The following is a 14,339-nucleotide window of genomic DNA, read 5'->3' on the forward strand; positions in this document are numbered from 1 at the left end:
GCGACCCCTCCCTAAAACCGGCAGCATCCCCGCCAGGATGCCGCCAACCAGGCAAAACGGCGGCGTTCAGGGCACCGGGGGCGGCTCAGGGGGCCGGATGCAGCTCCGTGCGCAGCTCGTGGCTGCCGTCCGACCGGGAGGCCTCGTAGTACAGCCGCCGGCCGCCGTCCGGGAGCTCGACCACGCTGACGTAGCGCAGGGCGCCGTCCCCGTCCGGACAGACCGCGACCGGCTCGGTGCCGACCGCGTGGAACCGGTCGACGGTCACCCCGACGGCGAGACCGGTGCGTTCCGCCCAGTTCTCCGCCGCGGTGGCCCGACCGTCGTACAGGGCGACCGGCTGGGAGCCGCCCGTGAGCACGGAACTGATCCGCACGCCGCGGGCGTCCCAGCAGCCGGGGCGGGGCGCCAGCGCCGTTCCAGTCCAGGTCCAGGTCACGCCGTCCGGGCTCGTGGCGTGGCGGCTGTCCATCCGGTCCGTCGCCAGCGGGTCGTCGAGCAGATGGCAGGAGGCCCACAGATGCCACTGCCCGTCGTAATGGACCACGACCGGGTCCTTGACGGCGAGGCTGGCCGGATCGCCGGGCAGGACGGTACGGCGGCGGGCCGGGTCGAACGCCGCGGGGTCGTCGGCCTCCAGCAGGTCCACCCACCAGTGCGGGCTGCCCGCAGCCGCGCAGCTCACATAGAGCCGCCATGATCCCTGCGGGGTCACCACCAGAGCGGGCCGCTCCAGGCTCTCGGCTCCGAACGGGTCCCGGGGCACGACGGCGATCTCGGTGAAGTTCTCCCCGTCGGTGGAGCGGGCGATGACGACGCCGAAGCCCCGGCCGATCCCAACGGGACGGCGCAGCCGATAGGCCAGGTAAAATACGCCGCCCACCGCGATGGCGCACGGCGCGCCGGCCCAGTACCCCGGGCCGTCACCGGGCGGCGCGACCACGGTCACGGCGGGCCTCAGCCCGGGGAGCGGTACGGCCGTCGCCGCCAAGTGCTGTTTGCTCACTACCACGCGGCAACCCTACCGGCCGGGTAAGGATGACGAACGTTCCGTTCACGCCGTCCTGCCCTGACCGCTACTATCTTGAGGTCCCCGGTCGGATTACTGGAGTATGCGAGGTACGTACCCCGGGGCCGCCCACCGACCCCAGTCGCTTACCGACCCCAGTCGTCCAGGAGCGCCCGTCATATGGCCCTTCCCGACTTCCTCGTGATCGGCGTGCCGAAAGCCGGAACGACGGCGCTGCACGCGGCACTCGTCCGACACCCGGCGCTGTTCCTCCCGTCGGTGAAGGAGCCGAAGTTCTTCCTGTCGCAGGGGCCGCCGCCGGCCCGGGGCGGCCCCGGTGACGCCCAGACGTACCAGGAGCACGTGTGGCGGCGGGCCGACTACGAAGCGCTGTTCGATGCCGCTCCGGCGGGGACGCTCAAGGGCGAGGTCACTCCGTTCTACCTCTACGACCTGGACGCCCAGAACCGGATCAGGCGGCTCCTGCCGAAGGCGCGGATCATCGTCATGCTGCGCAACCCGGTCGACCGCGCACATTCGAACTGGACCCATCTGTGGGCGGCGGGGCTGGAGTCGGAACGTGACTTCGTCCGGGCCTGTGCTCTGGAGCGTGAGCGCCGGGACGCCGGCTGGGCCCAGTTCTGGCACTACGTCTCCCTCGGCCTGTACGGGGAGCAGCTCAGCCATCTGTTCACCCTGTTCTCCCGCGACCAGGTCCTGCTGCTGCGCTACCGGGACCTGCGCGACTCCCCCGCCGCCACGCTGGACCGGGTCTGCGAGTTCCTCGGCGTCGAGACGGGTCTGGTGGACCTGGTGCCCGCCGAGAACGTCACGCCGTTCGTCGCGGACACCCCCGTGAACAGCGTGCTGCGCGCGGCGCTACGCACCGGCGGGCGGATCGGGCACCACTTCCCNGTTCCCNCGCGCAGGACCTTCCGCGGTCCGCTGCTCACCGCGTTGCAGCGGCAGAAGGGCGGACGCCCGAAGCTCACCGCCGAGCAGCACCGCGCCGTGCTGCCGTACTTCGTCGACGACATCGCCCGCCTCGAAGAGATCACCGGCCTGTCCTACGTCGACTGGCTCACCGTGGGCCTCGAACCCGAGATCATCGACTGACGAGATCATCGACTGACAGGGCCGGCGACCGGCGGGGCCGGCCGAGGTCAGCCGAGTGATCGTGGGTCGGCGGGCACGTCAACGGCGTGGGCGCGCAGCGCCTCCAGCGGGATGACCTCCAGGGCGCGTTCGTGCGTCGAGGCCAGCACGACAGGCGCGGCGGCCCCCGCCTCATAGGCCTGCAGCCACCGTACCGCGACCACGCACCAGCGGTCACCCGGGCGCAGGCCGGGGAAGGAGTACTCGGGTCGGGGCGTCGACAGGTCGTTGCCGACCTGCCGCTGGTGCCGTAGGAACTCGGTGGTGACCACCGCGCACACGGTATGGCTACCGAGATCCTCCGGACCGGTGCTGCAGCACCCGTCGCGGTAGAAGCCGGTCACCGGATCGGTGCCGCAGGGCTCCAGTTCCCCACCGAGAACGTTCCGTTCATCTGCCACATCGACAGTTTCTCCCACTCGTCCGGTGGCGACACGGCAACCACCCGGATCGGGCCCGCGAGGTCGCTCACCGCAGCTGTGCGGGCAGCGCGTCGGCGTGCACGACGGTGAGGGCGCTCACGGCGCGGGTGAGGACGACATAGAGCCGGCGCAACCCCTGCAACAGCCACGCCTCACCCGCCACGATCGCGGCGGGTTCCACCACGATGACATGGTCGAACTCCAGTCCCTTGGCGAGCGAGGCGGGCACGAGGCAGGCCCGCCCGGGNGGGGNGTCCCCGTCGAGCGGGACGATCGGCATCGGCAGCCGCGCGGCGTCCAGCGCCGCCGCGAGTGCCGCCACCTCCCGGTCGGCGACGATGATCGCCAGCGAGCCGGGGTGCGGCAGGGTCCGGCGGGTGTGGTCGACCACCGCGGCGGTGAGCCCCTGCGGGGNGGTTGGGGCCGTCGTCAGCGCGCCGCGCGTGGTCCGCGCCGAGGTCGCCGGACGCAGATCCGGGGCGATGTGGCGCAGGAGCCGGTTCGCGAAGTCGAGGATCTCCGCGGGCACCCGGTAACCGCGGGTCAGCACCTCCAGGTGCGCCGTGGGTTTGCCGAGATGGGCCAGCAACGTCGGCCACGAGGTCGCGGCCCAGCTGGTGGTGCCCTGGGCGATGTCCCCGAGGACGGTGGCGGAGCCGTCCGCGCAGCGGCGGCCGAGCGCGCGGCACTGCATCGCGGAGAGGTCCTGCGCCTCGTCGATGATCACGTGCCCGAAGCCCGGTCCGCTCTCGATGAGGTCCCGGGCCTCATCGACGCAGAACGCGTCGGCGAGCGACCAGCGCGCCGTCCGGACCCCGCCCCGCGGTGCGCCGGTCAGCAGCAGGCGCTGTTCGTCGTCGGTGAGCACCCCGTCGGCCGCCGACGCCAGGAACGCCGGGTCGGTGAGCAGGCGGTGCACCAGGCCCGGCGCGTCGGCCCGCGGCCAGACCGCCTCGACGGCCTCGCGGACGGCCCGGCCGCGGGCGAGGGTGCGCAGCGCCCCGTCGGTGAAAAAGTGTCCGCTCGCCTCGGCCCGGCGACGGACAGACTCGGCGATCCGGCCGGCCAGGCGTGCCCGGGCGGTACCGTAGCGCAACGCGCCCGCGCCCAGCTGCGCGATCAGGTCGGCGGCCAGGTCCACGAACTCGTCGGCGCCGACCGTCCACCGGCCGACCCGGGTGTCCACGGAGACCGGCCGTGGTGGGCGGGCGGATCGCCCCGTGCAACGCCCGACGGATCACCGTCGCCATCCGGGCGTCGCCCTTGAGCGCGGCCACGTCGTCGGGGTCCGTGCCGCGCACGGCGACCGCGCCCACCACGTCGTCGAGGGTGCTGTGCCGCACCGTGAACTCCCCGAGGGAGGGCAGCACCGCGGCGATGTAGCCGAGGAAGGCGCGGTTGGGGCCGACGACGAGTACCCCGCAGCGCCGCAGCTGCTCACGGTGGGCGTAGAGCAGATAGGCGGCCCGGTGGAGCCCCACGGCGGTCTTTCCCGTCCCCGGGGCGCCCTGGACGCACACGCTCACGGCGAGATCCGCCCGGACGATCTCGTCCTGCTCGGGTTGGATCGTCGCAATGATGTCGCGCATCGGCCCGGTGCGGGGCCGTTCGATCTCCCGGTCCAGCAGGTCGCCGGCCGGCCCGGTCGCCTCCCCCGCCGGCTCTCCCGCCGCCGCCGGCTCTCCCGCCGCCGTCCCCGCCCCCGAGCGGCGGGGGATGAGCGGTTCGTCCTCGAACGCGGTGAGCTCCGCCCCGTCGTAGCCGAACCTGCGTCGGACCGTGAGCCCCATCGGGTCGCCCGGATGCGCCCGGTAGAACGGCCGGGCGACCTCGGTGCGCCAGTCGACGACCAGCGGATCGTCCCCGGCAGCCTCGCGCACGTGCCGCCGCCCGAGGTAGAAGCGCTGGCCGGGGCCCCGGGGCGCGTCGGGCCCGTAGTCGACCCGGCCGAAGAACAGCGGCGTCGAATGCTCCTGCTCGGTGAAGCTGGCGAGCCGCCGTTGCTTCGCCAGCTTCAGGTAGGCGTTCGTCACCTTGTCCACGACCGCGTCGCCCGCGGCAATCTCCGTTCCCTCGACCTCGGCCCGCATCCCCGCCAGCGCCCGCCGGCTGCGCCGGAGGTGCTCGCGTTCCGCGGCCAGCTCCGCGTCCGGTCCGGCCACATCGACAGCCACATCGACGGCCAGGTCGACCGGATCCGCATCCGGTTCGGCGTTCATGCCGTCAATCATCACCGAGCACCCCTTTCTTAACTCGGTAAGGAATACTATCCGGACGAAGGCGGCACTCCCCGCCGCAACCCGCGATCATGAAGGAACAGTCAGGACATGGCAGGCACTCAGGCGTAGTCGGGGAGGGCACGCCGCAGGGCGCGGAACGCCTGATGCGCGGCGGCAAGCGCGTCCGGGAACACCTGCGCGGCGGACCGTCCCTCCCCCAGCCGGGCCCAGTTCNCCCGGGCCAGCNCCCGCCGGACGGCGATGATCTGCGCGGCAGCCAGCCGGGCCGCGAGCTCGCCGGCCGCCGGCACCGCCGCGGCCAGCGCGGCGGCGAGGGCATCCTCATCCTGCCCGGTGTGCTGGGCCAGCCTGCCGAGCAGACTCGGGGTGGAGAAGACCATGCCGTGGTAGGCGAGCACCTCGCGGTCGTCGTTCAGACCGGTGACCGGCTCCCGGCGCTCGAGCCCGGCGGCGAGATGTTCCTCGATGGCGGCCAGCGGCGAACTGCCCGCCGGGCGCTGCGCCACCACCCGGGCGAACTCCCCACGATGGTCGAGGATCCGGTGCAGGACCAGGTCCTCCTTGCTCGTGAAGTAGGTGAACAGCGTCGGCTTCGACACCCCGGCCGCCGCTGCGACCTCCGCCACCGACACCGCACCGAAGCCGCGGTCGAGGAACAGCGCGATGGCCGCCGCGGACAGCGCGTCGTGGGTGCGCCGCTTCTTGCGCTCACGCCGGCCGGCGGGCTCGCACATTCGATCAATCTAGCAAGGGCTGATCCGCCCCGCCGGGACGGACGGCACCGGCCGCCGGGCCCGGGAACAACGGGAACAACGGGAACAACGGGAACAACGGGACGCTACGCGACGTGGACGAAGGGGCGCCGCCGCGGGTCGCTCTCGGCCTCCCGCAGCACCTCGCGGGTGACGACGGCGGTCCGCAGGCGGGGCAGACTCGCCGGATGGAGGTTCTCAGTAGCCGCATCCTGCTCCGGCCCACGGATCCGCAGCGCAGTCATCACTTCTACCGCGAGACCCTCGGGCTGGCGGTCTACCGCGAGTTCGGGCCGCCGGNGGAACCCGGGCTGGTGTTCTTCCTCGGCCAGGGCCTGTTGGAGGTGTCCGGGCGCTCGCCGCGGCCGGCACGGCCGGTGGGCGCGGACGGGGAACCGGCGGGCACGGGCCGGGAACCAGTGAGGACGGCGCGGCTCTGGCTGCAGGTGCGTGACCTGGCAGCCGAACACGCCCGGTTGAACGCGGCGGGTGTCGTCATCACCCGGGAGCCGCGGCGTGAGCCGTGGGGACTCGACGAGATGTGGATCGAGGATCCGGACGGCGTCCCGATCGTGGTCGTGGAGATCCCGCCCGATCATCCCCTGCGCCGGGACCGGAGATCCCTCGCCGACGGCTGACGCGCGGGCCCGTCGGGACGGCGGGGCTCACCCGGACGACCCGGTGCACCCTCGCCGGCGGCGGACCGGGAGGCCAGGCTCGCCGACGGCGGACCGGGAGGCCAGGCGGTCGCAGGCAGGGTGACGGTGACGACCGCGCCGCCGTCCGGACAGTTGGCCGCCTCGACGGTGCCGCCGTGTGCACTGATGATCGCGGCGACGATCGCGAGACCCAGCCCGGCACCGCCGTGGTCCCGGGTGCGGGCGGTGTCCGCGCGACGGAACCGTTCGAACACGTACGGCAGGAACTCGGGAGGGAACCCGGGGCCGCGGTCGCGGATCTGCACGATGACGACCTCGCCCGGCCCGTCCACACCCACCCACGGCCCGACGACCCGCCGCGGTGTGCGGCATCCCCGCAGCTCGACGACGCTGCCCGCGGGTGCGTGACGCGCGGCGTTGGCAAGCAGGTTGTCGACCGCCCGCCGGAGCATGTCCCCGTCGCCGAGGACCTCCAGCGGCCGCTGCGCGTCGGCGACGCCAAGCCGGAGTCGTAGCCCGCGCGCCTGGAGAAAGCCCGTCGCTGCCCGGGCGGAGCGGGTGAGTACCTCGTCGAGCGCGACCCGCCCCTGTCCGACGAGACCACCGTCCATCCGGGCGAGCGTGAGCAACGACTCGGCCAGCCGGATGAGCCGGTCGGTCTCGTCCGAGACGTTGACGATCGCCTCGATCAGCTCCTCGCGCGTGCGACCGGGACGGGCGGCGAGCTCCAGCTCGGCCTTGAGCACGGTCAGGGGCGTCCGCAGCTCGTGGCCGGCGTCGGCGACGAAGGCACGGTCCCGGGCACGGGCCGCGTTCAGCCGGCGGAGCAGGTCGTTCATCGTTCTGGCCAGAGCGGCGATCTCGTCATGGGTCGCGGGCACCGCCAGCTCGCCGTTCCTGCCGGCGGTGACCGGGTCGCCGCCACCGGCGGCGACCGGACCGGCGGCGACCACCTCCGCGGCCGCCATGGCGGCCGCCTGCCGGCGCATCCGCTCCACCGGCCGCAGCGCCGCCCCCGAGAGCAGCCAGGCGGCGAGGCCGGCCAGCGCGATCGTCGGAGCCGTCGCCACCACCATCACGTTGCGGACCCGGTCCTCGGCCCTGTCGGTGAGGTGCGTCGGCGTGCCGACGACCGCGATCATGGTGGCCCGGCCCGTGTGCACCGCCACGGCCAGGACGCGGACATCTCCGGTCGGCCTGATCCCGGTGCCGGCCCGCACTTCCCGGGTGACCAGGGTCGGCTGCGCCCGGGCCCGGGCGAGCTGGTCCGCGGTCAGCAGCGGCCGCGACCCGGCGTCCGGCGACGAGACGATCGGCGTCCCGTCCGCCCGGAGCACCTGGGCGATCGATCCGCCGCCCACGAGCAGATCGGCCGCATCGGCTCGACCAACGCCCCCGGCGCCCCCGGGCCGGGCGGCATCAAACCGATCGGCGAGCCTGACCGTCAGCAGATCCGACCGGGTCCGCAGGTCGGCGTCAACGGAGTCCCGCAGGTTCACCCGGAGCAGCAGGTAGAACAGGACGCCAGCGACGGCGAGCACGATCGCGGTCCCCAGCGCGAACAGCAGGGTCAGCCTCACCCGGATCGGCACGTCGGGCTACGATCCCCCGTCGACGACCGGGCCGGGCGCGGCAGACGCACCGGGCGCGGCAGACACATCAGGTGTGCGGGACCTCCCGGGCGGCGTCTCGGCCGGGGTCCGTAGCCGGTATCCGACCCCGCGGACGGTCTCGATGAGCGACGGACCGTCCGGAATGTCGATCTTCCGGCGGACGTAGCGCACGTACTGGTCGACGATGTTGGAGGTGCCGTCGAAGGCGAAGTCCCAGACGTGATCGACGATATAGGTACGGGTCAGAACCTCGTCGGGATGGCGCATGAGCAGGTGGAGGAGCGCGAACTCCTTCGCGGACAGGTCGAGTGGCGATCCAGCCCGCAGGACGCGGTGCTCGGCCGGGTCGAGGCGAAGATCCCCGATCCGCAGGACGGTGGGGCGTTCCACGGCCCCGCGCCGCACGAGCGCCCGCAGCCGGGCGGTCAGTTCCCCGAAGCTGAACGGCTTGGGCAGGTAGTCGTCGGCACCCGCGTCGAGACCGCGGATACGGTCGTCAACGTCCCCCCGGGCGGTGAGCATGAGCACCGGGGCCCAGCGGCCCGCCTCGCGCAGGCGGCGGCACACCTCGAATCCGTCGAGACCGGGAAGCATGAGGTCCAGGACGATCGCGTCGTAGCCGATCTCGGTCGCCTGCCAGACCGCGTCGGCGCCGTCACCGACGACGTCGACCGCGTAGCCCTCCTCGACCAGGCCACGGCGGAGCAGGGCGGCGGTGCGCGCCTCGTCCTCGACGACCAGTACCCGCATGGAACGGATCGTAGAGCTGCTGCGAGCGCAGAACCGCTCCGGTCTGCGGCCGGTGTCACGGCCGGTGGCGCCGCGGGACTCGGTCATCACACCATGTTCACATGATCGAAGGCGCACGGTGCCGGGCATGTCCTCGTTCAGCTACGCCGAGGCGGGCGTGATCGGTGCCCTGCAGGGCGCCACGGAGTTGTTCCCGGTGTCCAGCCTTGGTCACAGCGTGCTCGTGCCGGCTCTCATCGGCGGCCGATGGGCAGCGGACCTCGACGTCTCCGCGCCCGAGTCGCCCTACCTCGCCTTCATCGTCGCCGTGCACGTGGCCACCGCCGCGGCGCTTATCGTCGCCTTCCGTGACGACTGGCGGCGCATCATCACGGGCCTGGCCGTCTCGGTCCGGGACCGGCGGGTCACCACCGCCGACGGCCGGCTCGCCTGGCTGATCATCCTTGGGACCGTTCCGGTGGGCATCGTCGGGCTGCTCCTCGAGCATCCGCTGCGCACCCACCTGGGCCGGCCGCTGCCGGCCGCCGTGTTCCTCACCGTGAACGGCATGATCATGCTGCTGGGGGAGCGTCTGCGCCGCCGGTCGACGACCGGCGGCGCTCCCGGGCCGGCCGGATACCGGGACGAGCACACCATGCCGATACCACGCTCGGCGCCGGTCACGGGCCGCAGGGTCGGGACGCGCCCGGCCTCCGGTCCCCTGGTAGCTCACGGATCCGCACCCGGGTCCGGGCCCGGCAACCACTCGAAGGCCGTGACGACCGAGACGGCACTACCCGAAGCCGAGGATGTGACACTACCCGAAGCCGAGACAGCACTACCCGAAGCCGAGACAGCGGCCCGGCACGCCGACCGGCGGCTCGCCGCGCTGCCGCGCCTGGACGCCCTGCTCGTCGGGGTGGCGCAGACCGCCGCCCTGGCTCCGGGAATCAGCCGGTCGGGCGTCACGATGATCGCTGGCCTGTCCCGGGGACTCTCCCACCTCGACGCCGCCCGGTTCGCGTTCCTGCTCGCCACCCCGGTGATCCTCGCCGCCGGCCTGCTGAAACTCCCCGACCTCCTCGGCCCGCTCGGAGACGGTGTTCGCGGTCAGACCCTGTTCGGGGCGATCGTCGCCGGCGTCGTGGCCTACGTGTCCATCCGGTTCCTGGCCCGATGGTTCGAAACCCGCACGGCGACCCCCTTCGCCGTCTACTGCCTGGTGGCCGGTGCCCTGTGCGTCGTACGTTTCGGGATCTTCTGACGTTTCGGGATCTTCTGAACGGCACGGGACAGCAACGGGACAGCGCTGGAGGGCCCAGGACTCGGGTTCGTGCCACCAGCCGCAAAGTAGCTCTCTGTAGTGGCATGGTCCGTTTCGGAGTGGTTCGTAGTCGACGGTGACCCGGTCGACGGCGTCTTGGACGTCGTCGTCGGTGGGCAGGGTGTAGATCCGGACGGTGTCGACGCGGGCGTGGCCGAGGAGTTCGGCGACCAGGACGAGGTCGGCGCCGTCAAGGCACGAACCCGAGTCCCGGGCCCGGTAGCCGTCGTCGCCATGTTCGGATGGGCGCGGTGGGCATGGCGCGGGCCACCAGAGCGACGGCGAGAAGGTCGGCCTCGCGGCCCGGTGGGGCGACCAGGTGCAGGCCAACCGGTTCCCCGACACCGGTTAGGCCTGCTGGGATGCTGATCGCAGGATGGCCGGTGATGTTGAACGCCCAGGTGAGTGCCACGCTCATCGTCTCCCCGGGCCCCTGGTGGCCGTGCGGGGGGTTGGGTGTGGTCGGGGTGGCGAGCAGGTCGTGCCCGGCGAACAGGCCACCGAGAGAGCGCAGCAGGGCGGCCCGGGTACCGGCGGTGTCCTGGCCGCTGTGACGCAGGGACACCCAGCAGTCCGCCGGGTCGGGCAAGCACGGCACGGCATCGGTCACCGCGAGCGCGCCGGCTCGGGCGAGGGCGTCCAGGTGGGTGCGGGCCACCTCGGCGACCGCCGGGGCCGTATCGGCGAAACCGAGCGTGGCCGACCACGCCGTGCGCAGCGGCCGGTCGGGGCGGCGCAGCGCCGGCAGGGTCGCGGTGCCCGCGACGGCGTCGAGGTAGGCGGCCGCGTCGGCGGGCTCGCGGGCCAGCACGCCGGCAGCGTTGAGACCCGCGCGGTCGCGGGCGGGCACCCGGCCGCCCGTGAGTTTCAGGCCCACGACGCCGCACCACGCCGCCGGGATGCGCACCGAACCGGCGCCGTCGCTGCCGGTGGCCAAGGGAACCAGGCCGGCGGCGACGGCGGCGGCCGATCCGGCGGACGACCCGCCGGGGCTCCAAGCCGGGTCGTGCGGATTGAGAGTCGGGCCGCGGTCGGTGTGCCCCCAGGTCTGCCAGGTAGTGCCCGGGCCCGGGGCGGCGGTGGCACCGACCGGTACGCAGCCGCCCGCGAGCAGCCGGCGGGTCTGGGTCGAGGTCAGCCCCTCGGTAACCTTCACCCCCAGAGGCACCCCGGCCAGCGGCGGCCGTTCGCCCGCGCGGACCCGGCGGTCCACGTCGGCCGCGTGGGCGTATGCCTGCTCGGGCCACAGGGCGGCGAAGGCCCGCACCGCCGAATCGCCGTCCGCGATACGCGCAAGCGCGTCGCGGGTCATCTGCTCGGCGGATAGCTCCCCGGCGTGGACCAGGGCGGCGATGCGCAGCGCGGACAGTCCGCCGCTCACCGGGGCCGCCGGGGCGGGGTGGGGCTCGGTGGAGGAGGTGGCGGTTCCCGCCGGGGTGGGGTACGAGATGGGGACGGGTTGCGGGCCGGGAAGGCGGCGCGCGTCGTGGTCTGGGCGCGGGTCCGGGGCGACGCCGGGGCAGCGCCCAGGGGCGCAGGTTCGGGTCGGCCTCCTGGCGGACGATGCGTTCCATCAGCACGGCCATCTCGACCGGGCCGACCCCACCGGGCACCGGGGTGATCCGCTACGGGATCCCGACGGCGCTGGGGTGGATGCCGCCGGCCACCGACCCGTCGGCGCGCGGCATGAACCCGGAGTCCACAACGAGGCACTGGTGGGCGCCGATGTGCTCGCCGATGTGCTCGCCGGTGAGCAGGTGGGCTGCCCGGTGGCGGAGACCACGATGTCGGCCTTGCGGGCGGCCCGCAGGTCGTCGTGGAAGGCGCCATCGCGGTAGTCGAGGTCCACGCGGGTGAAGGTCTGGGGCCCGCCGTCGTCATCGGGGGAGGAGAACGGCCCGTGGTGAGTGATCCAGACCAGCGATGCGGGGTCCAGGGTGGCGTAGGGCCGCATGGCCGCGAGGAACGCCACGGCGACCCCGGCCATATCTCCGCTGATCCCGAGACGGTCGGGGTTGTCGGCCAGCTCGGACAGGACCGCGACCGGCGGTTCGGGNGCGGCGCGCAGCACCAGCCGGGCCAAGCAGTGCGCCTGCCCCCCGACGGCATGCTGCCAGGTGATCAGCGCTGCGACTCGTCTGGCCTGCGCGGAGTCGAGGACCAGAGTCCGGGTGTCATCGACGTGGCCCCGTCTGCGGGTCGCGGAGACCTTCGTGGTGAACCTGTTGTCCTCCCAGCAGGAGGAGGTCGCCCGGCGCTTCGCCCGCAGCGGGATCGACCGATTCGCCTCGCCGACCCGCTGGACCAGGCTGCCCACCGGCGAGCCCCTGCTCGACGGGGGACGGGCGTGGCTGCGCTGCTCCGCCCGGCCACCCGTCGAGGCCGGGGACCATTTCCTCGTCATCGGCCAGGTCCTTGAGGCGGACACCGACCCGGAGGCGTCCCCGCTCATCTACCACGACCGGACCTTCCACGTCCTGCCATCGTAACCCGCGGCCGGCCAGAGGAGCATGACCGGCTCAACCGGCTCGGCACCGCTCTCGACCCTGCCCTCGGCACCGCTCTCGGCACCGCTCTCGGCACCGCTCTCGGCACCGCTCTCGACATCGCCCGCCGAGCGGGGCTCCGGTCGCCGTGGCGCAGGCCCCGGCCGCGCATCGGCACACCACGGAACAACCCACCTGTTCAGCGCGCAGATGCGGAACTATCATGCACAGAGTTTCGTATCTGCGGATTAGATCAGCGACATGGTCCGCGGCTGCGGAAGCCGGACAACGGGTGAACGGGTGGAGGAACGGGACACATGAGATTTCGCAGGATGAAGACGGCGGCCCTGGCGGTGCTCGGCGCCGGGCTTCTCGCGACCGCCGGATGTGGCGGCAGCGACGGCGGCGCTGCCGCGACGCCCTCCGCCACGGCCAGCAGCGCCGCGAGCGGAGTACAAGGGACCGTCAAGGTGCTCGCCGCCGCCTCGCTGACGGGGTCGTTCACCCAGCTCGGCAAGGACTTCGAGGCCGCGAACCCCGGATCGAAGGTGACCTTCTCCTTCGCCGGCAGCTCGCAGCTGGCCCAGCAGATCACCTCCGGCGCCCCGGCCGACGTGTTCGCCGCGGCGAGCCCGGCCACGATGAAGACCGTCACCGACGCCGGCGACAACGTCGGCGCGCCCAAGGTCTTCGTCCGCAACCAGCTCGTCATCGCCGTACCGAAGGGCAACCCGAAGGGCATCACCGATCTGCCCGCCCTGACCAAGCCTGGGGTGAAGGTCGCGCTGTGCGCCGAGCAGGTGCCCTGCGGAGCCGCCGCGAAGAAGGCGCTCGCCGCCACCGGAGTGAACCTGACCCCGGTCACCCTGGAGCAGGACGTCAAGTCCGCGCTGTCGAAGGTCACCCTCGGTGAGGTCGACGCCGCGCTGGTCTACCGCACGGACGTCAAGGCGTCGGCGGGCAAGGTGGACGGCGTCGAGTTCCCCGAATCCGCCAAGGCGATCAACGACTACCCGATCGTCGCGCTGAAGAACGCGCCCAACGCCGTCGGCGCCACCGCGTTCGTCAACTTCATCCTGTCCGACAAGGCGAGCACCGTGCTGACCAACGCGGGATTCCAGGCCCCCTGACCCAGGCCCCCTGACCCAGGCCCCTGGCCGAGGCCCCTAGCCGAGGTCCGCCACGGCATCCCACGATCCGGCGAAGGACCTCTCCGCCTCGGGCCCGCGGGACGGTGTCCCCCTCCCGCGGGTTCGAGGCCGCCTCGGGGTTCGAGCTGTTCGAGCTCCCTCCGGGCCACCAGGTGTTAGGCGTTGTATGAACCGCTCCCTTCGGGGGCGTTGTGGCTGGCCGATGTACGGCGAGGACGAATTCGTGTTCGCCGCTCCACGCACCGGCGCCCGCGGCTACCTACTCAGTCGACGAGGGTCGCGATCTGGCTCTTGCCACCCTTGCCGATGATCAGATCGCCTTCGAGGTGGCCTTCGAGGTGGCCTGGGACGGCGCACCGCGCCTCCAGGTCAAGGGACACCACGTCCTATCAGATCCAGCCCTGTGACTGGATCCACACGTGGTGCACTGACCTATTGAGACCGCGCAGAAACACGCCATTAATGCTACACAATGCAACAGATGGTTACGCGGAAAGGCTCAGTAACGTGGTCGACGTCGATACCACTCCTGGTGAGCAGTTCCTCGGTATCCCGAGCGGACCGGGCCAATCGCGAGTACCACCGGAATCTTGCGAACTCTGGCACCGGCACCAACGGCCCGACGGCGCGGAGACATATCGGTCGATCATGCCGNCCGCTNCCNCCGNCCCTGCCGCAACAGACCCGGCTCGGCCAATAGGGAGACGAAGCGGCGCTTCGCGTCGAGCCGTATCGCGGGCGCCAGGTCCTTATGGCAACCATACCCTTACGTTAATGATTAATATGGCCTGGATGGTCG

The 14,339-nt window shown here is 72.5% G+C and carries 11 protein-coding genes and 1 pseudogene; 5 read left to right on the forward strand and 7 right to left on the reverse strand.

Going from position 1 to position 14,339, the window contains the following annotated elements; genetic code table 11:
- Positions 1–85: 85 nt before the first annotated feature.
- Positions 86–1,012 carry a hypothetical protein gene (locus tag ALLO2_RS14605; protein ID WP_051623842.1) on the reverse strand — a complete coding sequence of 309 codons (927 nt, stop codon included), beginning with the start codon at positions 1,010–1,012 and terminating at the stop codon, positions 86–88.
- Between the two features lie 177 nt (positions 1,013–1,189).
- Here ALLO2_RS14605 and ALLO2_RS14610 point away from each other — a divergent pair, with 177 nt between their 5' ends.
- The gene (locus ALLO2_RS14610; RefSeq protein ID WP_035732751.1) at positions 1,190–2,125 is read left to right on the forward strand and encodes a sulfotransferase; all 936 of its coding nucleotides are present in this window, start codon (positions 1,190–1,192) and stop codon (positions 2,123–2,125) included.
- Between the two features lie 47 nt (positions 2,126–2,172).
- Here ALLO2_RS14610 and ALLO2_RS14615 read toward each other — a convergent pair whose 3' ends face one another.
- From ALLO2_RS14615 to ALLO2_RS14625, 3 genes and pseudogenes are all read right to left on the reverse strand, one after another.
- Positions 2,173–2,565 carry a DUF2237 family protein gene (locus ALLO2_RS14615; RefSeq protein ID WP_011436808.1) on the reverse strand — a complete coding sequence of 131 codons (393 nt, stop codon included), beginning with the start codon at positions 2,563–2,565 and terminating at the stop codon, positions 2,173–2,175.
- Positions 2,566–2,632: 67 nt separating this feature from the next.
- A pseudogene (locus ALLO2_RS28305) lies at positions 2,633–4,805 on the reverse strand (ATP-binding protein).
- Positions 4,806–4,924: 119 nt separating this feature from the next.
- Complete coding sequence (locus ALLO2_RS14625) at positions 4,925–5,560, reverse strand: TetR family transcriptional regulator (protein ID WP_035732753.1); 636 nt, start codon at positions 5,558–5,560, stop codon at positions 4,925–4,927.
- Positions 5,561–5,766: 206 nt separating this feature from the next.
- Here ALLO2_RS14625 and ALLO2_RS14630 point away from each other — a divergent pair, with 206 nt between their 5' ends.
- Positions 5,767–6,216, forward strand: a complete 450-nt coding sequence (locus ALLO2_RS14630) for a VOC family protein (protein WP_035732795.1) — start codon at positions 5,767–5,769, stop codon at positions 6,214–6,216.
- Here the strand turns inward: ALLO2_RS14630 and ALLO2_RS14635 are convergent.
- Positions 6,174–7,829, reverse strand: a complete 1,656-nt coding sequence (locus ALLO2_RS14635; RefSeq protein ID WP_011436812.1) for a cell wall metabolism sensor histidine kinase WalK — start codon at positions 7,827–7,829, stop codon at positions 6,174–6,176. The two genes, ALLO2_RS14630 and ALLO2_RS14635, sit on opposite strands and share 43 nt — an antisense overlap.
- 6 nt (positions 7,830–7,835) lie before the next feature.
- Positions 7,836–8,600, reverse strand: coding sequence for a response regulator transcription factor (locus tag ALLO2_RS14640; RefSeq protein WP_023840282.1), 765 nt, complete (start codon positions 8,598–8,600; stop codon positions 7,836–7,838).
- A 127-nt stretch (positions 8,601–8,727) separates the two neighbouring features.
- On the opposite strand from ALLO2_RS14640, the gene ALLO2_RS14645 reads away from it, so the two are divergent.
- Positions 8,728–9,843, forward strand: coding sequence for an undecaprenyl-diphosphate phosphatase (locus ALLO2_RS14645; protein WP_035732755.1), 1,116 nt, complete (start codon positions 8,728–8,730; stop codon positions 9,841–9,843).
- A gap of 250 nt (positions 9,844–10,093) precedes the next feature.
- Here ALLO2_RS14645 and ALLO2_RS14650 read toward each other — a convergent pair whose 3' ends face one another.
- A complete protein-coding gene (locus ALLO2_RS14650; protein ID WP_023840280.1) occupies positions 10,094–11,284 on the reverse strand; it encodes an amidase in 1,191 nt (396 codons plus the stop codon).
- Positions 11,285–12,074: 790 nt separating this feature from the next.
- Between ALLO2_RS14650 and ALLO2_RS14660 the strand changes: the two genes are divergently transcribed.
- Together ALLO2_RS14660 and modA are read left to right on the forward strand one after the other, a co-directional pair.
- Complete coding sequence (locus tag ALLO2_RS14660) at positions 12,075–12,392, forward strand: flavin reductase family protein (RefSeq protein WP_232235111.1); 318 nt, start codon at positions 12,075–12,077, stop codon at positions 12,390–12,392.
- A gap of 314 nt (positions 12,393–12,706) precedes the next feature.
- Complete coding sequence (gene modA, locus ALLO2_RS14665; RefSeq protein ID WP_023840278.1) at positions 12,707–13,519, forward strand: molybdate ABC transporter substrate-binding protein; 813 nt, start codon at positions 12,707–12,709, stop codon at positions 13,517–13,519.
- Positions 13,520–14,339: the final 820 nt, after the last annotated feature.

The organism is Frankia sp. Allo2, assembly GCF_000733325.1.
Taxonomy (GTDB): domain Bacteria; phylum Actinomycetota; class Actinomycetes; order Frankiales; family Frankiaceae; genus Frankia; species Frankia casuarinae.